Annotated in this window: 31 protein-coding genes; 13 read left to right on the top strand and 18 right to left on the bottom strand. The window is 68.6% G+C overall.

Features of this window, described 5'->3' with window-relative positions; genetic code table 11:
* Positions 1-67: 67 nt before the first annotated feature.
* Together mscL and ACO073_RS10410 are read right to left on the bottom strand one after the other, a co-directional pair.
* The gene (mscL, locus tag ACO073_RS10415; RefSeq protein WP_421997208.1) at positions 68-508 is read right to left on the bottom strand and encodes a large conductance mechanosensitive channel protein MscL; all 441 of its coding nucleotides are present in this window, start codon (positions 506-508) and stop codon (positions 68-70) included.
* A 39-nt stretch (positions 509-547) separates the two neighbouring features.
* Positions 548-1,504 carry an AEC family transporter gene (locus tag ACO073_RS10410; protein ID WP_421997207.1) on the bottom strand — a complete coding sequence of 319 codons (957 nt, stop codon included), beginning with the start codon at positions 1,502-1,504 and terminating at the stop codon, positions 548-550.
* A 105-nt stretch (positions 1,505-1,609) separates the two neighbouring features.
* Between ACO073_RS10410 and ACO073_RS10405 the strand changes: the two genes are divergently transcribed.
* From ACO073_RS10405 to ACO073_RS10390, 4 genes are all read left to right on the top strand, one after another.
* Entirely contained in the window at positions 1,610-1,984 is a 375-nt protein-coding gene (locus ACO073_RS10405; RefSeq protein ID WP_421997205.1) for a hypothetical protein, read from the top strand.
* Positions 1,985-2,075: 91 nt separating this feature from the next.
* Positions 2,076-2,942: a sulfurtransferase gene (locus ACO073_RS10400; protein ID WP_421997204.1), complete on the top strand. Its 867-nt coding sequence runs from the start codon at positions 2,076-2,078 to the stop codon at positions 2,940-2,942.
* 12 nt (positions 2,943-2,954) lie between these two features.
* Positions 2,955-3,248, top strand: coding sequence for a DUF1330 domain-containing protein (locus tag ACO073_RS10395; protein ID WP_421997203.1), 294 nt, complete (start codon positions 2,955-2,957; stop codon positions 3,246-3,248).
* A 55-nt stretch (positions 3,249-3,303) separates the two neighbouring features.
* Positions 3,304-4,311, top strand: a complete 1,008-nt coding sequence (locus tag ACO073_RS10390) for a hypothetical protein (protein WP_421997202.1) — start codon at positions 3,304-3,306, stop codon at positions 4,309-4,311.
* A 4-nt stretch (positions 4,312-4,315) separates the two neighbouring features.
* Here ACO073_RS10390 and ACO073_RS10385 read toward each other — a convergent pair whose 3' ends face one another.
* Both ACO073_RS10385 and ACO073_RS10380 read right to left on the bottom strand, forming a co-directional pair.
* Complete coding sequence (locus ACO073_RS10385; protein ID WP_421997201.1) at positions 4,316-4,777, bottom strand: hypothetical protein; 462 nt, start codon at positions 4,775-4,777, stop codon at positions 4,316-4,318.
* A complete protein-coding gene (locus ACO073_RS10380; RefSeq protein WP_421997424.1) occupies positions 4,767-5,177 on the bottom strand; it encodes an NUDIX hydrolase in 411 nt (136 codons plus the stop codon). The genes ACO073_RS10385 and ACO073_RS10380 overlap by 11 nt, the downstream gene beginning before the upstream one ends.
* Before the next feature lie 488 nt (positions 5,178-5,665).
* Here ACO073_RS10380 and ACO073_RS10375 point away from each other — a divergent pair, with 488 nt between their 5' ends.
* The gene (locus ACO073_RS10375) at positions 5,666-6,826 is read left to right on the top strand and encodes an IS110 family transposase (protein WP_421997200.1); all 1,161 of its coding nucleotides are present in this window, start codon (positions 5,666-5,668) and stop codon (positions 6,824-6,826) included.
* Between the two features lie 464 nt (positions 6,827-7,290).
* Here ACO073_RS10375 and groL read toward each other — a convergent pair whose 3' ends face one another.
* The gene (gene groL / locus ACO073_RS10370) at positions 7,291-8,934 is read right to left on the bottom strand and encodes a chaperonin GroEL (RefSeq protein ID WP_421997199.1); all 1,644 of its coding nucleotides are present in this window, start codon (positions 8,932-8,934) and stop codon (positions 7,291-7,293) included.
* Positions 8,935-8,983: 49 nt separating this feature from the next.
* Entirely contained in the window at positions 8,984-9,301 is a 318-nt protein-coding gene (groES, locus tag ACO073_RS10365; protein ID WP_421997197.1) for a co-chaperone GroES, read from the bottom strand.
* Positions 9,302-9,569: 268 nt separating this feature from the next.
* Between groES and ACO073_RS10360 the strand changes: the two genes are divergently transcribed.
* Positions 9,570-9,836: an usg protein gene (locus ACO073_RS10360; protein WP_421997196.1), complete on the top strand. Its 267-nt coding sequence runs from the start codon at positions 9,570-9,572 to the stop codon at positions 9,834-9,836.
* On the opposite strand, the gene ACO073_RS10355 is transcribed toward ACO073_RS10360, so the two are convergent.
* Positions 9,813-10,808: an NAD(P)H-dependent flavin oxidoreductase gene (locus tag ACO073_RS10355; protein ID WP_421997194.1), complete on the bottom strand. Its 996-nt coding sequence runs from the start codon at positions 10,806-10,808 to the stop codon at positions 9,813-9,815. The genes ACO073_RS10360 and ACO073_RS10355 overlap by 24 nt on opposite strands.
* Before the next feature lie 108 nt (positions 10,809-10,916).
* On the bottom strand, positions 10,917-11,543 hold the full coding sequence (locus tag ACO073_RS10350) for a glutathione S-transferase family protein (RefSeq protein WP_421997193.1): 627 nt from the start codon (positions 11,541-11,543) through the stop codon (positions 10,917-10,919).
* Positions 11,544-11,678: 135 nt separating this feature from the next.
* On the opposite strand from ACO073_RS10350, the gene ACO073_RS10345 reads away from it, so the two are divergent.
* Together ACO073_RS10345 and ACO073_RS10340 are read left to right on the top strand one after the other, a co-directional pair.
* Complete coding sequence (locus ACO073_RS10345) at positions 11,679-12,398, top strand: HpcH/HpaI aldolase family protein (RefSeq protein ID WP_421997192.1); 720 nt, start codon at positions 11,679-11,681, stop codon at positions 12,396-12,398.
* Positions 12,395-12,793: a TfoX/Sxy family protein gene (locus ACO073_RS10340; RefSeq protein ID WP_421997191.1), complete on the top strand. Its 399-nt coding sequence runs from the start codon at positions 12,395-12,397 to the stop codon at positions 12,791-12,793. The genes ACO073_RS10345 and ACO073_RS10340 overlap by 4 nt, the downstream gene beginning before the upstream one ends.
* Here the strand turns inward: ACO073_RS10340 and ACO073_RS10335 are convergent.
* The gene (locus ACO073_RS10335) at positions 12,780-13,994 is read right to left on the bottom strand and encodes a cytochrome P450 (protein WP_421997190.1); all 1,215 of its coding nucleotides are present in this window, start codon (positions 13,992-13,994) and stop codon (positions 12,780-12,782) included. The genes ACO073_RS10340 and ACO073_RS10335 overlap by 14 nt on opposite strands.
* Positions 13,995-14,128: 134 nt before the next feature.
* On the opposite strand from ACO073_RS10335, the gene ACO073_RS10330 reads away from it, so the two are divergent.
* From ACO073_RS10330 to ACO073_RS10320, 3 genes are read left to right on the top strand one after another with little or no spacing between them, the layout of a single operon-like run.
* A complete protein-coding gene (locus ACO073_RS10330; protein WP_421997188.1) occupies positions 14,129-16,045 on the top strand; it encodes a potassium transporter Kup in 1,917 nt (638 codons plus the stop codon).
* A gap of 15 nt (positions 16,046-16,060) precedes the next feature.
* A complete protein-coding gene (locus ACO073_RS10325; RefSeq protein WP_421997187.1) occupies positions 16,061-16,759 on the top strand; it encodes an alpha/beta fold hydrolase in 699 nt (232 codons plus the stop codon).
* Positions 16,756-17,157: a GNAT family N-acetyltransferase gene (locus tag ACO073_RS10320; protein ID WP_421997186.1), complete on the top strand. Its 402-nt coding sequence runs from the start codon at positions 16,756-16,758 to the stop codon at positions 17,155-17,157. The genes ACO073_RS10325 and ACO073_RS10320 overlap by 4 nt, the downstream gene beginning before the upstream one ends.
* 14 nt (positions 17,158-17,171) lie before the next feature.
* Here the strand turns inward: ACO073_RS10320 and ACO073_RS10315 are convergent, their stop codons facing one another.
* Positions 17,172-17,501 carry a hypothetical protein gene (locus tag ACO073_RS10315; protein ID WP_421997184.1) on the bottom strand — a complete coding sequence of 110 codons (330 nt, stop codon included), beginning with the start codon at positions 17,499-17,501 and terminating at the stop codon, positions 17,172-17,174.
* A gap of 233 nt (positions 17,502-17,734) precedes the next feature.
* Between ACO073_RS10315 and ACO073_RS10310 the strand changes: the two genes are divergently transcribed.
* Complete coding sequence (locus ACO073_RS10310; protein ID WP_421997183.1) at positions 17,735-18,397, top strand: Crp/Fnr family transcriptional regulator; 663 nt, start codon at positions 17,735-17,737, stop codon at positions 18,395-18,397.
* Positions 18,398-18,427: 30 nt separating this feature from the next.
* Here ACO073_RS10310 and ACO073_RS10305 read toward each other — a convergent pair whose 3' ends face one another.
* From ACO073_RS10305 to ACO073_RS10285, 5 genes are all read right to left on the bottom strand, one after another.
* The gene (locus ACO073_RS10305) at positions 18,428-18,904 is read right to left on the bottom strand and encodes an invasion associated locus B family protein (protein ID WP_421997181.1); all 477 of its coding nucleotides are present in this window, start codon (positions 18,902-18,904) and stop codon (positions 18,428-18,430) included.
* A 199-nt stretch (positions 18,905-19,103) separates the two neighbouring features.
* A complete protein-coding gene (locus tag ACO073_RS10300) occupies positions 19,104-19,421 on the bottom strand; it encodes a hypothetical protein (protein ID WP_421997179.1) in 318 nt (105 codons plus the stop codon).
* Positions 19,422-19,622: 201 nt separating this feature from the next.
* The gene (locus ACO073_RS10295; protein ID WP_421997178.1) at positions 19,623-21,161 is read right to left on the bottom strand and encodes a hydantoinase/oxoprolinase N-terminal domain-containing protein; all 1,539 of its coding nucleotides are present in this window, start codon (positions 21,159-21,161) and stop codon (positions 19,623-19,625) included.
* Positions 21,158-22,234: a DUF917 domain-containing protein gene (locus ACO073_RS10290; protein ID WP_421997422.1), complete on the bottom strand. Its 1,077-nt coding sequence runs from the start codon at positions 22,232-22,234 to the stop codon at positions 21,158-21,160. The genes ACO073_RS10295 and ACO073_RS10290 overlap by 4 nt, the downstream gene beginning before the upstream one ends.
* Before the next feature lie 16 nt (positions 22,235-22,250).
* A complete protein-coding gene (locus ACO073_RS10285; protein WP_421997177.1) occupies positions 22,251-23,330 on the bottom strand; it encodes a DUF917 domain-containing protein in 1,080 nt (359 codons plus the stop codon).
* An 86-nt stretch (positions 23,331-23,416) separates the two neighbouring features.
* On the opposite strand from ACO073_RS10285, the gene ACO073_RS10280 reads away from it, so the two are divergent.
* Complete coding sequence (locus tag ACO073_RS10280) at positions 23,417-23,986, top strand: NADPH-dependent FMN reductase (RefSeq protein ID WP_421997176.1); 570 nt, start codon at positions 23,417-23,419, stop codon at positions 23,984-23,986.
* A gap of 3 nt (positions 23,987-23,989) precedes the next feature.
* Here ACO073_RS10280 and ACO073_RS10275 read toward each other — a convergent pair whose 3' ends face one another.
* The 3 genes from ACO073_RS10275 to ACO073_RS10265 form a co-directional block, all read right to left on the bottom strand.
* Entirely contained in the window at positions 23,990-24,310 is a 321-nt protein-coding gene (locus tag ACO073_RS10275; protein ID WP_421997174.1) for a cytochrome c, read from the bottom strand.
* Positions 24,311-24,437: 127 nt separating this feature from the next.
* Positions 24,438-25,148, bottom strand: a complete 711-nt coding sequence (locus ACO073_RS10270; RefSeq protein WP_421997172.1) for an AroM family protein — start codon at positions 25,146-25,148, stop codon at positions 24,438-24,440.
* Between the two features lie 4 nt (positions 25,149-25,152).
* Positions 25,153-26,130 carry an ABC transporter ATP-binding protein gene (locus tag ACO073_RS10265; RefSeq protein WP_421997171.1) on the bottom strand — a complete coding sequence of 326 codons (978 nt, stop codon included), beginning with the start codon at positions 26,128-26,130 and terminating at the stop codon, positions 25,153-25,155.
* Between the last annotated feature and the right edge of the window lie 33 nt (positions 26,131-26,163).

Raw genomic sequence — 26,163 nt, 5'->3', positions numbered from 1 at the left:
TGACAGCGGTGTCTTCCGGGCCAGGGCAGCCCGCCGTCACGCGCGCACTGTCATCCCGACACAGGGATTACGCTCGGGACGACGGCGGCGCCGAGGCCTTCAGGAGGTCGCGGATTTCCGTCAGTAGCACTTCTTCCTTGGTCGGCGGCGCGGGCGGCGGCGGGGTGGACTGCTCCTTCACCATCAGCCGGTTCATGCCCTTGACGACCAGGAATAGGATCCAGGCGATGATGACGAAGTTCACCGTCACGGTGATGAACTGGCCGTAGCCCACGGCGGCCCCCGCCTTCTTGGCCGCATCGTAGGTCGGCGCCTGCTCGGCGGCCGAGGTCAGGCCGAGGAAGTAGTTGCTGAAATCGAGGCCGCCCGCCACCCAGCCGATGATCGGCATCATGATGTCGTTGACCATCGAATCGATGATCTTGCCGAACGCGGCGCCGATGATGACGCCGATCGCGAGGTCGACGACGCTGCCCCGCATCGCGAACTTCTTGAATTCCTGCAGCATGTCCATCTCCCCTTTGGGTCGTGCCTATTCTTCTGGTCGTCAGGAAATGCGCAACATCACCAATAGAGCAGAAACGGTGACCACCGAGAAGGCCGTGGACAGCAGGACCGCCGCCGTATTCTGCTCGACCGAGACGTCGAACTGCTTGGCCAGCACGAAGGCATTGGCCGCGGTCGGCAGGGCGGCCATCAGCAGCGCGACCTGACCCGGGATTCCCTTGAGGTCGACGAACAGCGGCAGCACGAGCCACGCGAGGGCCGGCTGCACCAGGAGCTTGATCGCCGTCGCCGTTCCCGCCTCGGCGAGGCCGCTCCGGATCGACTTGTCGGACAGGAAGAGGCCGATGGCGAAGAGCGCGCAGGGGCCGGCCGCGGCGCCCAGCAGGTCGATCCACTTCTCGACCGGAGTCGGCACCGGCAGGCCGACCGCCGACACCACCATGCCGAGCGCGATCGACAGCGGCAGCGGATTGCGCGCGACGTTGAAGGCGGCCCGCAGGAAGGTCCGCAGCGGCCCGTGGCCGGCCGCGACCTCGAGCTCGATCAGCATGACGCCGATCACCATGGCGACGACCGCCGTCACGATCACCGTCAGCATGGCCGGCGGCAGGCTGTCCTCGCCGAAGGCGGCGAGGCAGAGCGGCACGCCCATGTAGCCGACATTGCCCCACGAGGCGGCGATGCCCTGCAGGCTCATGGCCGCGAGGCCGCGGCGGCCCATCAGCCGCGTCGCCGCCATGCCGAGGACGAAGGTCGCGACCACGACCGCGCCGAAGCCCGCCAGCAGGGCGGGGTCGAGCACGGCCCGGACCGGCGTGCGGGCGAGCGTGCCGAAGAACAGCACCGGCAGGGCGAAGTAGCTCACGAAGGCGTTCAGCGCCGACGTCGCCTCGCGGCCCAGGATGCGCCACCGGCCGGCCAGGTAGCCGGTCAGGATCAGGCCGAAGATCGGCAGGGCGACGTCGAGGATGGCGCGCACGCGGGACTCGTATTTCACTTGGACTAAACTATTAGGAAATTGACATAAATAGCCGAAAAGACGTAGTATTTTTCAGCGAAATGTGGCCGCAATCCCCCTCACGCGGCCCGGGAGAAAGCGAAAATGCGTCTGCTCATTGCCGGATTGGCCGCCGTGGTGGCGGTCGCCATGGCGGTGCCTTCCTACGCCCAGGACGAGAACACGCCGGCGGCGACCCCCACACCGGCGGCGAAGGCCAAGCCGGGCACGGCCGCCTACTGCCAGAAGCAGAAGACCTCGAGCGCCCGCACGGCCTGCCTCAAGAAGATCAGCGCCAAGTCCCACAAGCCCACGAAGACGGCCAACGCGACGACGGCCAAGAAGTCCAAGAAGACCACGCCGCAGCCGTCGGCGCCCAAGCAGCCCGATGTCGGCCAGCTCGCGCCGCCCGCCGCCGCCCCGGTCCCGGCCGCGAACGGCACGGTCGCCGTCCCGCCGCTGCCGCAGAAGACCATCTGACCCCGCGGGCCGGCCCCACGGACCGGCCTTCAACCGCGCTTCGCTCCGCGCGGGGTGACGGCTAAGCTCTCCCGAACCGAGGGAGGGAACGATGGCCGCGCATTCCGCAGCGCTGATCTCGACGGAGGAGCTGGCGCGCCGCCTGGGCGCGCCGGGTCTCCGTCTCTTCGACTGCACCACCTACCTGCGGCCGCGTCCCGAGGGCGGCTACAACGCCGAGAGCGGCCGCGCCAACTACGAGGCCGGCCACATTCCGGGCGCCGCCTTCCTCGACCTCGGCGGCGAGCTGTCCGACACCGCCTCGCCGCTGCGCTTCACCCTGCCGCCGCTCGACGTGCTGACCCGCGCCTTCGCCGCCAAGGGCATCGGCCACGGCACGTTCGTGGTCCTCTACAGCCACGCCACGCCGAACTGGGCGACGCGGATCTGGTGGATGCTGCGCGCCGTCGGCTTCGACGATGCCGCCATCCTCGACGGCGGGCTCGACAAGTGGAAGGAAGAGGGCCGTCCGCTCTCGACCGAGTCCACGACCTATCCCGCGGCGACGCTGACCCTGCGCCGCCGGCCGGAGATCTTCGTCGACAAGGATGCGATCAAGGCGGCGATCGGCCGGAAGGACACGCTGACGCTGAACGCGCTCAGCCACGAGCAGCACAAGGGCGCGGGCGGCGTGGTCTATGGCCGGGCCGGCCGCATCGCCGGCTCGTCCTGCGTACCGGCGGCGAGCCTGTTCGGGCCGGACAAGACGCTGAAGCCGCTCGCCGAACTGCGCGCCGCGTTCGAGGGCGTCGGCACGACGCCTGACAAGCGCATCCTGGTCTATTGCGGCGGCGGCATCGCCGCGACGCTCGATGCCTTCGTGCTGACGGCGCTGCTGGGCCACCGGAACGTTTCGGTGTACGACAACTCCATGCAGGAATGGTCGAACGACGCCAGCCTGCCCATGGAAACCGGTTGAGGAGGAAGCGACGTGGCCGCCTACATCATCGTCGAGATCGAGACGACCGACGAGGCCCTGATGGCCGAGTACCGCAAGCACACGCCCGGGCTGGTCGCCAAGTTCGGCGGCAGGTTCATCGTGCGCGGCGGCAAGATGCGCACGCTGGAGGGCGACTGGAAGCCCTCGCGCGTGGTCGTCCTGGAGTTCCCGAGCTACGAGGCGGCGGAGAAGTTCTACGATTCGGACGACTACAAGCCGGTGCTCGCCATGCGCGTCAAGGCCGGCAGGTCGAAGGCGATCCTCGTCGACGGCCATAGTGGCTGAGCCGGGCGCCGACGCGGCGGCATATCGCGCCGTCGGGACTCTCTACAATGCCCTGATGACGGCCCTGATCCTGGGGCTCGTCACGCGGCGCGGCGAGGAGACGGCGCGCGACTATGTGTTCCGCCACTTCCGCCGCCAGCATCTCGAGAAGTTCCTGCCCGGCCTGCAGAAGCTCGGCCTGGCCGACGAGAAGGACGCGCCGGCCTGCGCCCTCTATCACTATCACTCCAACGCGCTGGGCGGCGTGAAGACGGGCTACCTGCGCGAGAGCGACGCCAAGGCCTGGGTGCGCTATCCGCCGCCGCGCTGGATCTGGCGCGGCACGGCGATCGCCGCGGTACCGCATTCGGTATCGGCGGCGATGCTGCACGGCTGGCACGGCCACAACGGCGTGTCGCTCGGCAATCCCCGCCTGGGCTTCGTCTGCACCGGCATGACGGTCGACGGCAAGCCCGGTCTCGAAGGCTACTACTTCGACCATGGAAGGCCGATCGCCGAGGAGGAGCGCGTGCGCTTCGCCTACGACGAGGAGATGCCGCGAGTCGACTGGGCGGCCCAGCCGAAGCTCGAAACGGCGAGCTGGCCCGAGGAGCGGCAGTTGCGCACCTTCCGGTCGTACGCGGTGGAGTACCTGCGGACCATGCTGCCGACCCTGCAGGAGCAGCTCGGCGGCGAGGATGCGCGACAGGAGCTGGGGCGCGTCGCCCGCCTGGTCGGCCTGCAGTTCCACGAGGAGACGGCGCGCGAGATGGACCTGCCGACCGACCTGGAGCGCGGCGACCGCGACAGCGCGCGGGCCTTCGCGCGCTGGCTGTCGGCGGTGCTGGCCGCGCAGGGCGAGGAGGTCGAGACCGTGGAAGCCGACGGCGCCGTCACGGTGCGCCAGGCCGGCTGGCGGGCGGTGCGCGAGCTCGCCCTGCCCGATCCGCTCGCGGCCTTCGACGCCTGGAACGAGCTGTGGCTCGGCGCCGCCGCGGCGCACGACCGCTTCCTCGCGGTTCAGACGACCCGTTCGCTCGGCGACCGCGGCTGGGAGATCGCCTGGCGAATCGCGGGCCGGTGACGGGTCAAGGCCATCGCAGCTTGCTGCGAGGAAAGAGCAGCGCTGCTGCAAGCGCCGTAGCGCTGCTCGCAAGCCAGAGCCAATAGCCTGCTCCTCGGCTCACCAGATCGGCTTCGCGTAGAAAGCCGCCCGGAGCGGACCCGGTGGCCTCCGTCGCGAACAGGAATGCGCCCGCAATCATGAGGGCGGCTCCGCAAAACGACGCGGCCAGAAACCTGGGGCCACTCGGAGCAAACAGCCAACCAAAGAAAAGTAGCGGATTGGCGAGCCACGTGAGGTTCGCAAGTTGGCCGATGCCCAACCATCCGAAAGCCAGGACTTCCCAGCCGCGGTAGCATTCGCCCGGATCGAGACAGATCGCGATCTGGGAAAGGCTGAGCAGATACAGGCTGATGCTCAGCCACAGAACGCAGGCGGCAGTCCTCCCTCGCAGCACATCGCGGGCCGCCGCTGTCTCAGCGCGCATCGGCAAGCCGTTGCGACATCCTGATGGCCGAGAGATAGCCGGCCGGCAGACGGTGGCCAGCCAAACTCTCGCCAAGGTCCTCGAGGGGTATCCAGCGTGCCTCCAGATGCTCTGAACTGAGCGCGATGGCGTTGCCACCGACAAGTCGGCAGACGAACGGCAGGATGCGCACGAAGCGGCCCGGCAGGACCTCGAACAGGTGCTCGTCCAGCGCCGCCTCGACCGCGACGTCGAGACCAGCCTCCTCCCGCACCTCGCGTGCGAGCGCCGCGCGATGGTCCTCGCCCGGATCGGGGCGACCGCCCGGCAGGTCCCACTCGCCGCGCTCGTTCAGCAGCAGCAGCACGCGCCCGTCGTGGATCAGGACGCCTTTGACGGAGAGGGGTGGGGTAGCTGGCATCGGCATCAGCATAACGGTCGTTGCCGCGCCGTCACATGCACCTTCGAGCCGGAGAAAGGTCCCTCGGCCTGCGGCCTCGGGATGACATCGGTGTCGTCATCGTCAAAGCTGCCTGTAGTCACACGCACCTCTGTCATCCCGAGCGCAGCGAGGGACCTTTGAGGCCACCGGAAAGGTCCCGCGGCCTGCGGCCTCGGAATGACAGCGGTGTCGTCATCGCCAAAGCCGCCTTTAGTCACACGCACCCCTGTCATCCCGAGCGTAGCGAGGGACCTTTGAGGCCACGGGAAGGGTCCCTCGGCCTGTGGCCTCGGGATGACAGCGGTGCGGTTCGGGGGAAGTCTGCCTCTGTCGTCCTGAGCGAAGCGAAGGACCTCATCGCCGTGTGCAGCGAGCATGAGATCCTTCGCTGCGCTCAGATTCTATGGGGCGACGAGAGGTCGAGAGGTAGGCTTGGAGCGTGACCCACCGAACCTACAGAGGAGCCAATGAAGTCCCCATACATCTTCGACACCCTCGCCGCTGGGGTGGAGCATCGCACAGTGTTCGTGGCGTTTGAACTGGGCAAGGCGAAGTGGAAGCTGGGCATCGTGGTCCCGGGCCTCGGCAAGCTGAGCCAGTACACGGTGGCCGGGGGTGATGTGGCTGCGGTGTCGGAGTTGATCGGCAAGGCCCGTGCCAGAGCCGCCAAGAAGCTCGGCGAGGCCGCGCGGGTCGTGAGCTGCTACGAGGCCGGCTACGATGGCTTTTGGCTGCATCGCTGGCTCGAGGCGCAGGGGATCGAGAGCCGGGTCCTCGATGCGGCGAGCGTGGAGGTCGACCGCCGGGCGCGGCGCGCCAAGACCGACCGGCTGGACCTGGAGAAACTGATGCGTGCCCTGCTGCGGCTGGAGGGTGGCGATCGCCTCGCCTGCAGGGCGGTGCACGTTCCGACGGCGGCGCAGGAAGATGAGCGGCGGCCGTCACGCGAGCGACAGCGGCTGGTCAAGGAGCGAACCAGCCACGTCAATCGGCTGAAGGGCCTGCTGCACGGCCAGGGCGTTCGCCAGACCTGGGGCCGGGCCAAGGACTTCGCGGCGTGGCTGGCGACGCTGTGCACCGGCGACGGTCGGCCCCTGCCGGATCATCTGGTGGCTGAACTGAGGCGCGAACATAGCCGGCTGCTGCTGGTGGAGGAACAACTCGACGAGATCGAGGCGCAAGCCCGGGCGGTGCGCAAGGTCGCTCCCGTCAGCAGCATGGCGGCCAGGGTCAACCAGCTCCTCGAACTCAGGAGCCTGGGCCCCGTCGGCAGCCAGATCCTGGTCGGCGAGGCCTTCTTCCGCGACTTCCAGAACCGCCGCCAGGTCGGCAGCTACTTCGGGCTGACCGGCACGCCCTACAACAGTGGCGACAGTCGTCATGAGCAGGGCATCAGCAAGGCCGGCAATGCGCGCGCCCGCACCATCGCGGTGCAGCTCGCCTGGCTGTGGCTGCGCAATCAGCCCGCCAGCGCGCTCAGCCGCTGGTTCCGTGAACGCGTCGGCCAGCAGAAGGGGGCCGGCAAGCGCATCGCCATCGTCGCCCTGGCACGCAAGCTGATGGTCGCGCTGTGGCGCTTCCTCCACCATGGCGTGGTGCCCGACGGCGCCCAGCTGCGCGCCGTCTAGCAGAGGAGCAGAGGGTGCCTTGAAGAGGGACGGATGATGACCGTTGTCATCCAAGGACCGTACGGCGCCGCCGTCTCAGAGGGGTCTCATCGTCTCTTGGGCAAAGCCTCACGCGTGCATGAGGAACCAGGGTACCGGCTCAACTGTCGCCGGACCGTATGTAAGGTGATGCCGTCCAGCGACGAGCGCCCCAGCAATGCCCAACGTCCCAACGCAAGCACCCAAGACGTCATCCTGTCACCGGCAAAAAAACCAGACGGCAGAACCGTGACTACCTCTTGACTTCTCAAGCCCCATGTAAGGATGACAAGGGAATCATCGACCAATCGGATTGTTGCGTCGGGGTCGATCCCGCCACTCGCCTCTGTCGTCCCGACCGCAGCGCCGACCGACCGGAGGCGCGCAAAAGAAAAGGCCGGGGATCGCTCCCCGGCCCTTCCGTATCCTCTGTCGTCGACCGGACTTTAGAAGTCCATGTCGCCGCCCATGCCACCGGCGCCCGGCGGCATGCCCATCGGGGCCTTCTTCTCGGGCTTCTCGGCGACCATGGCTTCGGTCGTCACCAGCAGTCCGGCCACCGAGGCGGCGTCCTGCAGGGCGGTGCGCACGACCTTGACCGGATCGATGATGCCGGACTTGATCATGTCGACATAGTCGCCCTTCTGGGCGTCGAAGCCGTAGTTCGCGTCCTTCTGGTCGAGCATCTTGCCCGCGACCACCGCGCCGTCGAAGCCGGCGTTCTCGGCGATCTGGCGGACCGGCGCCTGCAGCGCGCGACGCACGATCTCGATGCCGACCTTCTGGTCGTCGTTGGCCGAGCGCAGCTTGTCGAGCGCACGGATGGCGTACAGCAGAGCCGAACCGCCGCCGGCGACCACGCCCTCTTCCACGGCCGCCTTGGTGGCGTGCATGGCGTCGTCAACGCGGTCCTTCTTCTCCTTGACCTCGACCTCGGTGGCGCCGCCGACCTTGATGATGGCGACACCGCCCGCCAGCTTGGCCAGGCGCTCCTGGAGCTTCTCGCGGTCGTAGTCCGAGGTGGTCTCCTCGATCTGGGCGCGGATCTGGCTGATGCGGCCCTCGAGGTCGGCCTTCTTGCCGGCGCCGTCGACGATCGTGGTGTTCTCCTTCTCGACGATGACGCGCTTGGCCTTGCCCAGCATGTCGAGCGTCACGTTCTCGAGCTTGATGCCGAGATCCTCGGAGATCAGCTGGCCGCCGGTCAGGATCGCCATGTCCTCCAGCATCGCCTTGCGGCGATCACCGAAGCCCGGCGCCTTGACGGCAGCGATCTTGAGGCCGCCGCGCAGCTTGTTGACGACCAGGGTGGCCAGCGCCTCGCCCTCGACGTCCTCGGCGATGATCAGCAGCGGCTTGCCCGACTGCACGACCGCCTCGAGCACCGGCAGCATCGCCTGCAGGCCCGAGAGCTTCTTCTCGAACAGCAGGATGTACGGGCTGTCGAGCTCCGCGATCATCTTGTCGGCGTTGGTGATGAAGTACGGCGACAGGTAGCCGCGGTCGAACTGCATGCCCTCGACGACGTCGAGCTCGGTCTCGAGGCTCTTGGCCTCCTCGACCGTGATCACGCCCTCGTTGCCGACCTTCTTCATCGCCTCGGCGATCATCTTGCCGATCGACTTGTCGCCGTTGGCCGAGATGGTGCCGACCTGGGCGACCTCGTCGGAGCCCGTGATCTTCTTGGCGCGGGCCTTGATGTCCTCGACGGCCGCGTCGACGGCGAGGTCGATGCCGCGCTTGAGGTCCATCGGGTTCATGCCGGCCGCGACCGACTTCACGCCCTCGCGCACGATCGCCTGGGCGAGCACGGTCGCCGTCGTCGTGCCGTCACCGGCGATGTCGTTGGTCTTCGAGGCCACTTCGCGCACCATCTGGGCGCCCATGTTCTCGAACTTGTCGCCGAGCTCGATCTCCTTGGCGACGGTGACGCCGTCCTTGGTGATGCGCGGCGCGCCGAAGCTCTTGTCGAGCACGACGTTGCGGCCCTTCGGGCCCAGCGTCACCTTGACCGCGTTGGCGAGAATGTCGACGCCGCGCAGCATGCGCTCGCGTGCGTCGCCGCTGAAGCGGACTTCCTTGGCTGCCATTGCTTATCCCTCTTGGTTGGAATGTCTGGAACGGATGGATCGGAAGCGATCAGGCGGCCTTCTTGGTGGCTGCCGCGGAACCCTCGAGGATTCCCATGATGTCGCTTTCCTTCATGATGAGGTACTCGACGCCGTCGAGCTTGACCTCGGTGCCGGACCACTTGCCGAACAGGATGCGGTCGCCGGCCTTGACGTCGAGAGCGACCAGCGCGCCCTTCTCATCACGGGCTCCCGGACCGACGGCGACGACCTCGCCCTCCATCGGCTTTTCCTTGGCCGTGTCCGGAATGATGATGCCGCCCCGGGTCTTCTCCTCCTCCGCGACGCGCTTGACCACGACGCGATCGTGAAGCGGACGGAACTTCATGCTTGTCCTCCAATGGATCCTGGTTGTGCCTGCCGCGACCGGAAGGCCGCGAGAACCTGCTGTCAGCACTCTCCTACGGTGAGTGCCAATGCGCGCAGGATTTAGGGGCATGCCGGGCCGGAGTCAAGCGATGGAGACGAAGTCACTTCGCACTAGCAGCAATCTCACGAGACTGCTGCTAAGCCTTTGATTTAAATAAAGAATATTGATTTTTGGTGAAGGGTGCGTGACTATTCCCTTACCTGTGTCGTGTCAAGGGGGTGGCTCAATGGATCGTAGTTTTGTTGCGCAACTCGACGACTATCGCATCACCACGGCCGAGATCCTCTACTGGATGCCGGATCATCGGCACGTGCTGCAAAGCTTCGTCTGGCAGAACCTGGATCTCGCCCCGCGCTTCCCCGCCCTCGCGAAATTCCTCGAGTTCTGGGAAAGCAATCTCGACGGCAAGCTGCACCGGGTGCGGGTGGCCAACACGGCCCTGATCAAGCCGGCGGAATTCCGCTTCGCCTCAGGACTGTACGCCCTGCACTGACCCCTTCGCGGCGGCGTATTCGGCCGCCGTCCGGGCCACCAGCTCGGCGACCGTCGGCACGTCGGCCACGCCCGAAACCGAGTGGCCGGCGCTCCAGATGTCCTTCCAGCGCCTGGCCCCCGAGCCCGCGGCCTCCTGCCGCTCGCGCTCGGCGGCATTGATGTCCTTCGAGATGTCGATCGATCCGCGGACCGGCAGGTTGTCGGGATCGAGGCCGGCGGCCGCGATCGACGGACGCAGCATGTTCGTCTCGAGCCCGGTGAAGGCCCGCGTCAGCAGCACGTCGTCGAGCCGGCTCTTCACCAGCATCTGCTTGTAGCCGTCCTTGGCCAGGCTCTCGCGCGTGGCGATGAACCGGGTGCCCATGTAGGCGAGGTCGCAGCCCAGCATCTCGGCCGCGGCCACCGCGTGGCCGTCGGCCATGCCGCCCGCCATGACGACGATGCCGTCCCAGCAGGCGCGGACCGCCCGCACGAAGGCGAAGGGATTGGCCCAGCCGGTCTGGCCGCCGGCGCCCGCCGTCAGCAGCACCAGCCCGTCGACGCCGGCCGCCACCGCCTTCTCGGCGTGGCGCACGGAGGCGACGTCGGCCAGCACCAGGCAGCCCGCGTCCTTCAGCGCCGGCAGCACCGGCTCGGGCGAGCCGACGCTGGTGATCACCATCTCGGCCCCGTGGCGCAGCACGGCCGCCAGGTCCTCGCGCACGCGCGGATTGGACCGGTGGACGATCAGGTTGGGGCAGAGCGGCGCCGGCGCCCGCCCTGTCTCGTCGGCGGCGCGCTTCAGGTCCGCGCCCATGTCGGCCAGCCAGCGGTCGAGCTCCTCGACCGTGCGGCAGTTGGCCGTCGGGAAGGAACCGATCACGCCCGCGCGGCAGGCCGCCGTCACCAGCGCCGGTCCCGACACGAGGAACATCGGCGCCGCGATCAGCGGCAGGCGGAGGCGGGATCGGAGGGAAATCGGCAGAGACATGAGCGTGTGTCGTCCCCGGCGTCAGCGAAGGACCTCATCGCCGCCGGCGGCCGGCATGAGATCCTTCGCTGTGCTCAGGATGACATCGGGGCGGACCGCCCGCGATCGTCAGACGGCGGCCGTGAGGCCTTCCTGCTCGAACGTGCGCTTCACCGCCGGACGGTTCTTCATGCGCTCGTAGTGGGCGGCGCAGTTCTTGGGCAGCGTCATCTTCATGCGCGCCGCCGCCCAGAACTCGACGTAGAACAGCGCGGCGTCGGCGACGGAGAACTGGCCGGCGATGTACTCCTTGCCTTCCAGCGCCTTGTCCATGATGGCGAGGCCCTTCTCCATGATCTCCTTGCCGCGCGCCTTGACCTTGTCGTGGTCGGCCTCGCTCGGCGCGTAGTTGGCCGGGCGGAACATGCGCGAGAAGCCCTGCATGTGCATGGTGGAGACGACGTAGTCCATCGCCTCGAGCACGCGGGCCTCGGCGTCGGGATCGCTCGGCAGCAGGCCCTTGTCGGGATTCTTGCGCGCGAGCCAGGTGGCGATGGCGGGGAACTCCGTGAGCACCGAGCCGTCGTCGCGCTGCAGGGTCGGCACCTTGGACTTCGGGTTGAGCTTCACGAAGTCCGGTCCGTACTGCTCCTGCTTGGCGCCGTCGATCTTGTGCAGGTCGTAGGGCTTGCCGATCTCCTCGAGCAGCACGTGGATGCCGATCGAGCAGGCGCCGGGCATGTAGTAGAGCTTCATGTCAGTCTCCCTCGGGTGGGTGGTCGTCCTGGACGGGCGACGCTAGCATCGCGGTCGCAAGAGGGGGAAGGAACAATGGCGTCATCCGGTGTGCGTTCACTCGTTGGAACGTCCGCAACGAAAGTCGGGACATTCGTGTTCGAGTTCGCCACGCCCGGCATCGGCCAGATCCTCAAGGCCGCCGGCGCCGACTACGCGGTGCTCGACATGGAGCATGCCGGTTTCGGTTTCGATACCGTCCGCCAGGTCGTGCGCTATTGCCAGGCGGCCGGCCTGCCGCTGGTCGTGCGCGTGCCCAGCCAGCAGCGCCACCACATATCGCGTGCCCTGGACACCGGCGCCGACGGCGTCATGGTTCCCATCGTGTCCTCGGTGGAGCAGGCCAAGGCCGTGCTCGAGGCCGCCAAGTACTGGCCCGACGGCACGCGCGGCGTGGCGCTTGGCCTCGCCCACGAGCGCTACGCCATGCGGCGGGAGCCGCTGCTGCCCCGCCTCGCCGAGCAGAATGCGCGCACCGCCATCATCCTGCAGATCGAGGATCCGCGCGGCGCCGCCCAGGCCGACGCGATCGCCGCCCTGCCCGGCGTGGACATGCTGTGGCTGGGCCACAATGACCTCTCCGTGGCCATGGGCGAGCCCGGCGCGTTCGACCATCCCGACTTCGCCAAGGCGGAGAAGGCGACGATCGAGGCCGCCCGCAAGCATGGCAAGTCGGTCGGCCGCCTGTCGGTCGACGCGCGGCAGGGCGCGCAGTTCGCCGCCATGGGCTACGATTTCGTCGCCATCGCCGGTGACGTCTGGCTGCTGCAGCAGGCCTTCGCCGACGGATTGGCGACGGTGCGGGGCAATCCATGAAGGGAACGTGGAAGAAGGCGCCGTCCGAGCTGGTCGCGGCCTTCGATGCGGCGATCGCCGGCCGGCCGGGCGTCGAGCGCCGTCAGATGTTCGGCTACCCCTGCGCCTTTCTGAACGGCAACATGCTGACCGGCCTCTTCCAGGACCAGATGATGGTGCGGCTGTCGGAGGCCGACCGCGCGACGGCGAGCCTCGATGCCGCCGCCGTGCCGTTCGCGCCGGGCGGCCGGCCGATGCGCGAGTACGTCGTGCTGCCGGCTGCGATCGTCGCCGACGCGAAGGGCCTCGGCGGCTGGCTCGACCGCGCCATCGCCTTCGTCGGGACGCTGCCGCCCAAGGCGCCGAAATCGCCGGCGAAGGCAAAGCCGGCGGCGAAGAGGCTCAGGCGCGGATGACGACCGGCAGCGAGCGGATGCCGCGGATGAAGTTCGAGTAGAGGCGGACCGGCGGGCCGACGATCTCGATGGCGAGGTCGCGACCCAGGATCTCCTCCCACAGGATGCGGAGCTGCATCTCGGCCAGCCGGTCGCCGACGCAGCGATGGATGCCGGCGCCGAACGCCAGATGATGACGCGCCCGCGGCCGGCCGACGACGAACTGCTCGGGCGCCTCGATCGCCTCCTCGTCGCGATTGCCCGAGACGTACCACATCACCACCTTGTCGCCGCGCCGGATGGTGCGGCCCGCCAGCTCGACGTCGCGGGTCGCCGTGCGCCGCATGTGGATGACCGGCGTCTGCCAGCGGATGATCTCCGAGACCAGGCTCGGCATCAGGGCGGCGTCGCGCCGGACCTTGTCGATTTCCCCGGGATTGGCCGCCGCCGCCATCAGCCCGCCGGTCATCGAGTTGCGCGTCGTGTCGTTGCCGCCCACGATCAGCAGCCCGAACGTTCCGATGAACTCGTTGGGCGGCATGTTCTGCGTCGCCTCGGCGTGGGCCATCATCGAGATCAGGTCGAACTTCGGCGGCTGGGCGGCGCGCTCCTTCCACAGCGCCGCCATGGTCGCGCCCATCTCGCGCAGCTCGGCCATGCGCTCGGCCTCGCTGCGGACCACGGCATCCTCGGCCTCGACATTGGCGATGGCGACGTCGGACCAGTGGGTGAGCTTGCGCCGCTCCGCCTGCGGGAAGTCGAACAGGGTCGCCAGCATCAGCGCGGTGAGCTCGGTCGAGACCCGGTCGACCCAGTCGAACACCTCGTTGCGCGGCAGGGCGTCGAGGACCGAAGCCGTACGCTCGCGGATCAGCCCCTCCATGTTGGCGAGGTTGGTCGGCGCCACGATGGGCGCCACGGTCCGGCGCTGTGCCGTGTGGCGCGGCGGATCCATGCGGATGAAGTTGGGGAGTTCCTGGCCCCTGGGCTGGTCGGCAATCTGGATCCCGCCCATCTCCGACGCCGACGAATAGGTCGCCGGGTCGAGCTCGACCCGCATGATGTCGGCGTATCGGGTGACCGACCAGTAGGGTCCGTAGGGGCTGGCCTCGTGCCGGTGCACGGGATCGTCGCGGCGCAGGCGGGCAAAATGCCCGGACCACGAATCTTCGCGATAGAGGCGGGGATCGCTGACGTCGGCGTGGGCCTGGGAGAGCGCCATGACCCATGGCGGAACCCGCCGCCCGGCAAGTCAAGCGCTTTCGTCGCAACGCACCCCCCAATGGTGCGTTGACAGTCCTTGGGCGGGGGCGCACACCGGCGCGCCGCCGCCACCCAGGGCGGCGTTCGACTTCCATGGCATCAGACAGTACCAGCCCGTCGACCGCTTCCGACGTCGCCCCCCATTCCCACACTGAGGCTACGCCCGCCCTGGTCGTGGGCGCGCTGGGGGTGGTGTTCGGGGATATCGGCACCAGTCCGCTCTACGCCCTGCGCGAGACCTTCCTGCACGATACGAGCCTGGCGCCGACGCCGGTGCACGTGCTGGGCGTCCTGTCGACCCTGTTCTGGGCGGTGACGCTCACCGTCACCATCAAATACGTCACCCTGATCATGCGCGCCGACAACAAGGGCGAAGGCGGCGTGCTGGCGCTGGCGACCCTGGCCAGCCACGGGCTGAACGGCAAGAGTCGCGGGGTACGCAGGTCCATCATCACCCTGGCGGTGATCGGCCTGGCCCTGTTCTACGGCGACGCGATCATCACCCCGGCCATCTCGGTCATGAGCGCCGTCGAGGGGCTTTCGGCGGTGGCGCCGACCTTCGAGCCGTTCGTCGTCCCGCTCGCCCTGCTCATCCTGGTGGGCCTGTTCATGCTCCAGGCCCGCGGCACGGCCGATGTCGGCCGCCTGTTCGGGCCGGTGATGCTGGTCTGGTTCCTGGTCCTGGGCGTGCTCGGCGCGGTCCAGATCGTCCGGAACCCCTACGTGCTGCAGGCGGTCAATCCGGTCTATGCCGTCGAGCTCATCGGCGACCAGGGGCTGGGCATCTTCTGGGCCTTCGGCGCCATCGTGCTGGCCGTGACCGGCGCCGAGGCGCTGTACGCCGACATGGGTCATTTCGGGCGGCGGCCGATCCGGATCGGCTGGCTGGGCATCGTGATGCCCGGCCTGCTCCTCAACTACTTCGGCCAGGGCGCGCTCATCATCGACGATCCGTCGCGCATCCGGCAGGTCTTCTTCGAGCTCGTGCCCAAGGATTTCATCATCGTCCTGGTGGTGATCTCGACCTGCGCCACGGTCATCGCCTCCCAGGCGGTGATCACCGGGGTGTTCTCGCTGACCCGCCAGGCCATCCAGCTCGGCTATCTGCCGCGCATGGAGATCCAGCACACGTCCGAGACCGCGATCGGCCAGATCTACATCCCGCGCGTCAACTGGCTCCTGATGGGCGGCGTCGTCGCCCTGGTCGTGGGCTTCGGCTCCTCGGGCGCGCTGGCCGGCGCCTACGGCCTCGCCGTGACCGGCGCGATGCTGGTGGATGCCGCGCTGGCCCTGGCGGTCGCCATCCTGGTGTGGCGCTGGAGCCCGGCGCTGGCGGCCCTCGTGTTCGGCCTGCTGGCGATCCCCGATCTCGCCTTCTTCATCGCCAACGCGCTCAAGATCCCCGACGGCGGCTGGCTGCCCCTGGTGGTGGCGGGCCTGATCTACTTCACGATCGCCACCTGGCGCTACGGTCGACGCCTGGTCGCCACGGAGATGAGCGAAGGCACGCTGCCGCTGAAGCAGTTCCTCGAGCGCATGGAGCGGGCCCCTGACCGCGTCGCCGGCACCGCGGTCTTCCTCACCGCCGACGCCAGCCACACGCCTGCGGCCTTCCTGCACAATCTCAAGCACAACAAGGTGCTGCACGAGCGCATCATCATGCTCCAGGTCGAGACCATGGACGTGCCCCGCGTCGCCGACGCCAACCGGGTCGAGGTCGAGCGCCTGGGCAAGGGGTTCCACACCGTGATCGCCCGCTACGGTTTCACCGAGCAGCCCGACGTGCCGGAGGCGCTCAGGGCCTGCCGGCCGCACGGCATCGCCTACGACGAGATGGAGACCAGCTTCTTCCTCGGCCGCGAGACGCTGGTGCCCAGCCAGCATTCAAAGCTCGGCAAGTGGCGCCGCGACTGGTTCATCTCGCTCTCGCATTCGGCCTCCGCGACGAAGACCTTCTTCCGCATTCCGCCGAATCGTGCGATCGAGCTGGGCAACCAGATCCAGATCTAGGCGGCGGGCCGGGCCATGGCGGGAACGCCCCTCGTGATGCTCCCGGGCCTGCTCAACACGCGCCGGCTGTTCGAGCATCAGATCGCCGGCCTCTCGGACATCGCCGACTGCATCGTGCCCGAGCTGTGGCACCACGACACGATGGCGGCGTTGGCGGGCGCGGCACTCGCCGCCGCGCCGCGGCGCTTCGCGCTGGCCGGCTTCTCGATGGGCGGCTACGTCGCGTTCGAGATCTTGCGACAGGCACCCGAGCGCGTGGAGCGGCTGGCGCTCCTCGACACCCAGGCCGTCCCCGACACGCCCGAAGCGACGAAGCGCCGGCAAGGCCTGCTCGAGCAGACGAAGATCGGGCGCTTCCATGGCGTGCGACCGTCGTTGCTGCGCCAGATCGTCCATCGCAGCCATTTGCGCGACACCGCGATCACTCAGCCGATCGTCGACATGGCCCGCGAGGTCGGAGCCGAGGGCTTCGTGCGGCAGCAGACGGCGATCATGGGCCGCCCCGACAGCCGCCCCCTTCTGGTCGACATCCGGGTGCCGACCCTGGTGATCGTCGGGCGCGAGGATCGGGCGACGCCCCCGCCGCAGTCGCAGAAGATGGCCGCCGACATCGCCACCTCGCGGCTGGTGGTCGTGGAAGAATGCGGCCATATGAGTCCGCTGGAAAAACCCGACGACGTCACTGCCGCGCTGAGAGGATGGCTGACCCCATGAGCATCGTGTACGCCCGCGAAGACCATCTCGGCGCCGACGAGTACATCGACGTCGTGCGCAAGTCGGGGCTCAACCGCCCGATCGAGGACCGCGGCCGCGTCGAGCGCATGCTGGCCCATGCGAACCTGATCGTGACCGCGCGGCAGGATGGCCGACTGGTGGGCTTCGCCCGGTCGCTCACCGACTTCTGCTTCTGCTGCTACCTGTCCGATCTCGCCGTCGACAGGGAATGCCAGGGTAAGGGAATCGGCAAGCGGCTGATCGAGGAGACCCGCCGGGAGGCCGGCGGGCCGAAGACCACCACGCTGCTCCTGTCGGCGCCGACGGCGATGTCCTTCTACGAAGGCATCCGGATGCCCAAGGCCGACAACTGCTTCCTCTACCGCCGGGAAGCCTGAGCGGGACCTTCGGGTCAGGCCCGGCCGGCCGCGAGCACCCGCCCGGCCTGCGCGGTCGCCCGCTCGAGATCGACCAGCAGGTCGCCGATCGAACGGCCGGTGTGGAAGGCCGATCGGACGGTCTCGTTGGCGTCGGCGAGGTCCCTCACGGCATTCCGGAGCCCGTCCGTCCCGCCGTCGAGCCCATCGGCGACGGCCTGGGCGAATGCCTGCTCGGCGCGCTCGACATTGGCCGTCAGGCGGCTCTTGACCTCGTCAGCGACGATATCGGGACACTGGTCCAGTCCCGCCAGGGAGAGGACGTAGGTCTCCAGCAACTCGTCGACATAGGCCCTTTCGACCATCTCGCTCCTCTTGATCCGGCCCGGTCCGAAGCCCGCGTTCAGCGCGGCCCGACAGAATGGCCGATTGGACGAGCCGTGACTGTGAGATTTGTCACTGAGCGCGGCGACCGGCGCGCCCAAAAGGTCGCGCCGGCTCCAGATGGACGTTGCACGACCCCGGCAAATGCGGTTCCTTGCACCTCAATGCGTCCCGGAGGCGCCTTTTGGCCGTCGACAACCGACATATCGACCAGTTGCGGACGATTGCGCTGTTCAGGGACCTGGACGATGCGGAACTTTCGCGCATCGCCGCCCTGTGCAACATCCGCAGCTGCACCAAGCAGGCCGAGGTGCTGAGCCAGGAAGACCGCACGACGGACGTGTTCTTCATCCTGTCCGGCACGGTGCGGGTCAGCAGCTTCACCGAAGGCGGCCGCGAGGTCATCTTCACCGAGATGTCGGCCGGCCAGATGTTCGGCGAGTTCTCGGCGGTCGACCAGCTTCCCCGCTCGGCCAGCGTCCTGGCCCTTTCGGATTGCGTCGTCGCCACCATGTCGGCCGGGCGCTTCTTCGAGCTCCTCAAGGGCAACGGGACAATCGCCTCGCGGCTGATCGAGGTCCTGGTCGGCAAGATCAGGGCGATGTCCGAGCGGGTCTTCGAAGTGAGCGCGCTGGCGGTCCGCGAGCGCGTGCGGCGCGAGCTGCTGCGCCTCTCGACGGAAGGCACCGCCTTCCGCAACGGGATCGTGATCCGGCCGGCGCCGACCCACTACGAGCTGGCGGCCCGAATCGGCTCCCATCGCGAGGCGGTGACGCGGGAATTCAACCGGCTCGAATCCGAGAACATCATCGAGGTGCGGCGGCGCCAGATCCGCATCATCGACATCGACAAGCTGAAGCACGGCGAGGCCGAGTAGGGCCTCGCCGGGGGGGGGGGGGGGCGTGCGTCAGCGCTTCTGGGCCGCCACGGCCTGCTGATAGGCTTCCGCGAAGCCCTTGAGCGTGTTCTGCAGCGGGCCGACCACCACGTCCTCGCGCGTCGAGACCTGCACCGTGACCTGCGACCCCCGCAGGAACTCCTTCAGCAGCTCGGCCGAGCGCCCCTGCTCGAAGGAGCAGGCGCCGCCGGTGCAGATCGTGGTCGAGACGAAGGGCCAGCTGTCGACCTGGATGCTGGCGCGCTGGCCGATCCCGTCGACCGCGACGGTGAGCGTCGTGTAGGCCACCGAGTAGCTGACGATCAGGAATGTGCCCAAGAGGTTGTTCGGACCGCCGTCGATCATGGCCGAGACCGTGCAGTCCTTGCCCTTCTCGTAGTTGCAGTTCATCACCCACTGGTCGGGCGGCTGGTTCTGCCCGACGGGCTGGGCAGAGGCAGAGGCGGCCAGAAGACTGAGGCCAAGACCGACGGCGAATCGCTTCATCACTATCTCTCGTTCATGCGCAGTCACCCTAAAGCATGATGGGATTGACTGGAAACAGCCAATCTCCTCATGCCCTCCCGCAACCGGCGACATCACGCTCTAGCAGGTCTCCGTCTCCGCGCCGAGACCGCTATTGACTGATTGCCCAAGGTTGGAAATGCGGACAGGTCCCCTCCGCGCCAGGCGCCATGGAGGAATTTCAATGCCAGTTTGGCAAAACATATCCCCAGAAGGTGAGCGCGAGCATCGTACTGACAAACCACGCGACCACGATCATCCGGTATATGGGGCTGCGAAACCAACACGAGCTGAAGACCACCCACAGCGCGATGAACAACAAGCCCAGGGGATGCTGATTCACGAAGAGCATCGTGACCGCAACCGACAGCGGCAAGCCCATCAGAGCGCCAGTGGCATAGGGCCGAGACCTGGCCGCTGCCACCAACTCTTTCCAACCCATGCTATCGACCTCCCGGGCGAGCGCCGAAGAGCCCATACAACCCAGCATCGACAGCATTGTGGCCTTTTTCTAACGCACGAAAGGCGTCGCCAAGCATCGCGAAAGGAGCGAGGGGGAGACCTTCAAGACCAAGAAGGATGCCCATGCCGGCACAATCCGGGACGTCAATAACTACAGTTTATTTTTGGCCACTTCGGTCATTTTATCATGACTGCGCCGACAGCACCTGCGCGCCCAGTGGAACCATGATCACCCGCCTCAGCTCGCCCCGACGTCGCCGACGACGCGCACCCTGACCCGCACCGAGTTGCCGGGCAGGTAGGCGATCGGCATGTCCTCCGTCTCGATCGTCGCCAGCGTCCGGCGGTCGGCACCGGCCGCGACGGCGCGGTCGTTGGCGATGCCCTGGGCGGCGGCGATGGCGTCGGTGCGCGTCATGTCCCGGAAGATCTGGTCGCACTCGCCCGAAACCTGGGCGATGGCGGCGCCGACGGCATTGGCGCAATCGCCGTGCTCGACATGGATCACTTGGGACACGCCCGGCAGCGTGTCGGGCACCAGGAAGGCGCCGCCGCCGACGGCGATCAGCGGCACGTCGCCTGCCTCCGTCTTCATGCGATCGATCGCCTCGTCGGCCATGCGGGCGGCCTCGGCGAAGACCTTGTCGCAGGTGGCGGCGTCGAGATGCGCGACCCGGGCCGTGTCGCCGATCGCCAGCCGGCCGGCGGCGATCGCGACGTCGGTCGTGGTGAGCTGGCTGCCGCCGAAGGCGATGCCCTCCTTGAGCAGGCGATAGCCGACCGACAGCGGCCCGATCGTCAGCGGATCGAGGGAGACGTGGCTGCCCCCGCCGAGGCCGATCGACAGCAGGTCGGGCATGCGGAAGAGCGTGCGCACCCCGCCCACCTTGACGACCGAGTTGGCCTCGCGCGGGAAGCCGTTCTTGAGCTGGCCGACGTCGGTGGTCGTCCCGCCGACGTCGATGACCATGGCGTCCGACAGGCCCGACAGGTAGGCCGCGCCGCGCATCGAGTTGGTGGCGCCGGAGGCGAAGGAATAGACCGGCAGACGGCGGGCCTGGGACGCTTCCGCCACCGTGCCGTCGTTCTGGGTGATGAACAGCGGCGCGGCGATGCCCGAATCGGCGATCGCCTTCTCGAACGCCGCGATCGTGTCGCGCGCCAGGTCGGCCAGGGCCGCGTTCAGCAGGCCGGCATTCTCGCGCTCCAGCAGGCCGATGCGCCCGAGGTCCGACGAGCAGGTGATCTCCGCCCCGGGCAGCTCGGCGGCGACGAGCTCGGCCGCGCGCTTCTCGTGGCCCGGGTCGAGGGGCGAGAAGATCGCCGAGATCGCGACCGACCTCAGACCCTTCGCCTTCATCTCACGGGCCGCCTGCGTCACGGCCGCCTCGTCGAGGGGCATGAAGGGCCGGCCGTCGTATTCGTGGCCGCCCTCGACCATCCAGACGCCGCCACTCACGATCTCGGCGAGGTCATCGGGCCAGTCGCAGAACGGCGGCAGGGACGCCGAGGCCGGCATGCCGAGCCGCAGGGCGGCGACCTTGGTGAGGTGGCGGCGCTGCACGACGGCGTTGATGAAGTGCGTGGTGCCGATCATCACGCCGTCGATGCGCTTGCCCTCGAGCACGCCGGTCGAGCCGAGGCTCTTCAGCGACTGCAGGATGCCGGTCGTGACATCCTCGCTGGTCGGCGCCTTCACGGCGCGCACCACCTTGCCCTCCTCGATGAGGACGGCGTCGGTGTTGGTGCCGCCCACGTCAATGCCGATGCGTCTCATGCGTCGAACACGCTCCTGAAATCGATGTCGTAGCCGAAGGCGCGCGGACCGACGAACTCGAGGCCGCGCGGCGAAAGGAACACGGCGGGCGGCGGCAGGGCGATCACCGTGACGCGCTGGCCATAGCGGATCGTCTCGCTGCCGACCGCCTCGCCGGATACCGAGTCGAGAACGCAGATCAGGTCCGGCGTCATGGCGAGCGGCTGCTCGTCGCGCCAGGCCACCACCCATTCGTTCTGGAAGTTGATGCTCATCGCCGAGCCGCGGCAGTCGTCGAGCCCGTCGAGCCGCACGACGCCGCGCAGGAAACCCTCGGTGGCGCGGCGCGCCACGTCGAGCACCTTGCCCGTGAACAGGCGCTTGCCCGGCTCGACCGACAGGAGCGCGGCGATCGGATCCTCGTGCCGGCGCTGGGCGTCGCGCACCGCCCGGCCGATGGCGATGGCCTTGGTGGTCGTGCCGTGGATGCCCCACTGCTTCACCTCGGCGCCGGTGCGCGGCGGCTGGCAGGTGGCGGCGACCGAGCCGTACTCGACGCAGATCTTGCGGGCGACGCGCTCCAGCCACTTCCAGGTCGGCACCCTGTGCACGATGGATTCGAAGCCGCGCACGTCGACTGCCGTCAGGGGATAGGGCACGAGGCCGCCGACCGACACCGAGGTCATCTGGGCCTCCGGATAGGCCCGCCCCATCGTGTCCGAATCGACCACCGGCCGGTCGAGATGGGCGGCCGCCATGAACGGCCGCACGCCGTTGGCGCCGCCGATCTCCATGCTCATCAGCGCCTGGAATCGCCGCCCGAGATGGCGCTCCATCACCGACACCGCGCGCGCGAGCGTCAGGCTGTCGGTCAGCCGCTCCTGCCCGACCAGCGGCGCGCCCATGTTGGCGACCGTGCCGACCCAGTCGTCGTCGGCGAGGTCGGCGGCGTCCATCAGCCGGACGCGGCGGCCTTCCTTGTAGAGCGCGCGCATGTTGAGCAGCGGCAGGTAGGGGTTGCCGCCACCGCCCGTGCCCAGCACCCAGGCGCCGACGGCCAGCGATTCGATGTCGTCCAGCGACAGTTCGCGCATCTTCACCGGACAGCTTTCACGCGAACACGCTCTTGAAGGGGATGTCGTAGCCGAACGCCCGCGGGCCGACATGGGCCAGCCCCTTCTCGGACAGGAAGACCGGCGGCGGCGGCAGGGCGATCACGGTGACGCGCTGGCCGTAGCGGATGGTCTCGGTGCCGACCGCCTCGCCCGACACCGAATCGACCACGCAGATCAGGTCGGGCGACATGGCGACCGGCTTGCCGTCGAGCCACGCCACGATCCATTCGTTCTGGAAGTTGATCTCCATGGCCGCGCCGCGCCAGTCGTCGACGCCGTCGAAGCGGGTGCGGCCGCGCAGGAAGCCTTCGGTGGCGCGGCGTTCCACGTCGACCACCTTGCCGCGGTAGAGCAGCTTGCCCGGCTCGACCGCCAGGATCGCCGCGACGGGGTCCTCGTGCCGGCGCTGCGCCTCGCGCACGGCGTGGCCGATGGCGATCGCCTTGGTGGTCGTGCCGTGGATGCCCCATTTCTTGACCTCGGCCCCGGTGCGCGGCGCCTTGCAGGTCGAGGCGATCGAGCCGTACTCGACGCAGATCTTGCGGCTCACCCGTTCCATCCATTTCCAGGTCGGCACGCTCTCGACGATGGATTCGAGGCCGCGCACGTCGACCGAGGACAGCGGACAGGGCCGCAGGTCGCCGACCGCGACCGAGGTCATCTGCGCCTCGGGATAGGCCCGCCCCATCATGTCGGAATCGATCACCGGCCGGCCGAGATGTGCCGCCGCCATCAATGGCTGGATCGAGTTCCCGCCACCGATCTCGAGCGCCATGATGCCGCGGAACGTCTCGCCGATATGCTCCTCCATCAGTGCGACCGCGCGAGCGATGGTGCGGCTGTCGGTGAGGCGCTCCTGGCCGACCAGCGGCGCGCCCATGTTCGACACGGCGCCCACCCAGTCGTCGTCGGCGAGCTCCTCCGCGGGCATGAGCTGCACGCGATGGCCCTCCTTGTAGAGAGCCCGCATGTTGAGCAGCCCGAGATACGGGCTGCCGCCGCCGCCGGTGCCCAGCACCCAGGCGCCGACGGCCAGCGATTCGATGTCGTCCAGAGTGATATCGCGCAGCGGCATGACGTTTGCCAACTCTCCCCAAGCCCTTCTATGTAACCGTCCGTGCAGACGCTGACAAAGCGAAGTAACCGGGGAGAAACCGAGCAATGTCCGAGCCAATCAAGCTTGCCGCCTTCTGCGGCAGCCTGCGCCAGGGATCGTTCAACCGCATGGCGCTTCACGCCTTCATCGAGCGGCTGCCGGCCGGCGTCACCGTGTCGACCATCGAAATCGGCGACTGGCCGCTCTACGATGCCGACATCCAGGCCAAGGGATTTCCCGACAAGGTCCAGGCCGCGCAGAAGACCATGCTCGAGGCCGACGGCGTCGTGCTGGTCTCCCCCGAGTACAATTACGGCATCTCGGGCGTGCTGAAGAATGCGATCGACTGGCTGTCGCGGATGACGCCGCAGCCGTTCGCCGCCAAGCCGACGGCCCTCTTCGGCGCGTCGGGCGGCGTGCTCGGCACGGCGCGGGCGCAGTACCAGCTGCGCCAGACGCTGGTGTTCCTCGACGGCCGGCCGGTCAACAAGCCCGAGGTCATGATCGGCCAGGCGCAGAACCGCTTCGCCGACGGCAAGCTCACCGACGAGGCCACCGGCAAGCTGCTGGCGGACCTCGGCGCGGCGCTGCTCCTGGCCGTCCGCCAGTCCAGGGCGGCAGCCGGAGTCAAGTAATCCTCAGCGACCGCGCAGGCTGAAGATATAGGCGACCAGGTCGTCCTGGTCGCGTGCGCCGAGCTGAAGGTCGGGCATGCGGCTGTGGCTGGCGCTCATGGCGCCCTTGAGCGTGGCCGCGGTGACGTCCTTGCGCGCCGCCAGCGCTGGGAAGGTCGGCAGGCCATCCGAGCGCGCCGTCGCCGCCGTCCGGGTGACGACGTGGCAGTTGGCGCACCAGCGCTCGGCCAGCGCCTGACCGCGCAGGACATCCTGGGCGTCGGCCGGCCCGGACGCGGCGGCCGACGACAGGGCGAGCACGGCGGCGGCAAGAATGGCTCTCATGGCGTCTCCCTCGTGGGGTCATGCTGACACGGCCGGCCGGCACCGACCTTGATCTGGGACAAGGCCGCTCTCGCCAGCACGTCGGTCCGGCGTGGGCGATGCATCGGCCGCGCCCGACGGCCGTCCGTCAGTCGAGCATCTCGCGCAGGACGCGGCCGGTCGCGGTGATGGCGAGCAGCGCCGGCACGCCGAGCGGCTCCTTCACCCAGCGCTTGGTCTCGGGCGTGTAGCTCATGCAGTCCATCGCCACGAGATCGGGTTTGCGCGCCGCGAGGCGCTCCGCCGCCGCCTCGGCCTCGCCGGCGCCGGCGCTGGGCGCCAGCGCCTCGGCCACGACCTCCAGCCCCGGCCGGGCCCATTTCGAGGCGAGCTTCTCCGCCTGCTCCGCCAGCGGGATCAGCAGGCCGAGCCGTCCGCGCGGCAGCAGGCCGGCCGCCAGCCCGTTCAGCAGGCGCGACGGGAACAGCACGTTCTCGTCGCCCTCCATCGGCGGGAACTCGCCGGTGCAGGCATAGACCAGCACGTCGCAGCCATCGCCGCGCAGCGCAGCGAGAGCGGCCGGCGAGCGCGCGATGACGGCCTTCTTGGAGATCCGCACATCGCGGCCGGCGCCCTTCCCGTCGCCGCGCAGCCGGGTGTAGAGCGCGTCCGCGCCGCTCTCCGGCGTCAGCCGGTCGACCTCCGCGTCCGAGAGACCGTCGAGCGCCCCGCGCAGCACGACGCGGGTGCCGGCCGGTGCCTGGGCGGCGAACAGGGCGGCGATGTCGTCGCGCGGCGCCTGGCCGATCGTGACGATGCCGAGGGTGCGGGGCTTGCCGGGGGAAACGCCATTCGACATGGGCTCAGCCCTCCAGGACGACGGTGTCGCCATCGTTCCACGCCAGGCCGACCGCGTCACCCGGCCGGCGCGACGCCCGCTCACCGGCATGGGTCTCGCGCACCAGCAGGGAGCGGCCGTCGGCGGCGGCGACGCGCAGCAGCGTCGAGCCGCCGAGGAAGTTGGCGGTCTCGACGGTGCCGGTCAGCCGGGCGCCCTCGCCCACCAGCCGGATCTTCTCGGGTCGCAGGGCACGGGGGGTGCCGCCGTCCTCGAGGATGTTGATCTCGCCGATGAAGTCGGCGACGAAGCGCGTGCGCGGCCGCTCGTAGATCTCGGTCGGCGCACCGACCTGCTCGACGCGGCCGTTGTTCATCACCGCGATGCGGTCGCTCATCGCCAGCGCCTCCTCCTGGTCGTGGGTGACGAAGACCAGGGTGACGCCCAGCCGCCTCTGCAGCTCCTTCAGCTCGAACTGCATCTGCTGGCGCAGCTTGCGGTCGAGCGCGCCCAGCGGCTCGTCGCACAGCAGCACCGGCGGCTCGACCACGAGCGCGCGGGCGAGCGCCACGCGCTGCTGCTGGCCGCCCGAGAGCTGGCCGGGCTTGCGGCCGGCGAGATCGCCGAGCGCCACCTGGGCGAGGGCGGCGGCCACGCGGCGCTCGATCTCGGCCTTGGGCACGTCGCGCATGCGCAGGCCGAAGGCGACGTTCTCGGCCACGGTGCGGTGCGGGAACAGCGCATAGGACTGGAAGACCATGCCCATGTCGCGCTTGTGCACGGCGACGTCGGTGATGTCGCGGCCCGCGACATGCACCCGGCCGGAGTCCGGCCGCTCGAAGCCGGCGATCATGCGCAGCGAGGTGGTCTTGCCGCAGCCCGACGGCCCGAGCAGCGAAAAGAACTCGCCGGCCGCGATCTCGAGCGTGACGCCGTCGACGGCCAGGACATGGCCGTCGAAGGTCTTGGTGACATTGTCGAGCGTGATGGTGGCGGCGGTCATGAGCGCATGATCGTCATCCCGAGCGAAGCGAGG

It is taken from the genome of Reyranella sp. (genome assembly GCF_965229815.1).
Taxonomy (GTDB): Bacteria; Pseudomonadota; Alphaproteobacteria; order Reyranellales; family Reyranellaceae; genus Reyranella.
Note: the sequence above shows the minus strand (reverse complement) of the source record. Positions and strands in the feature narration are given on the sequence as shown.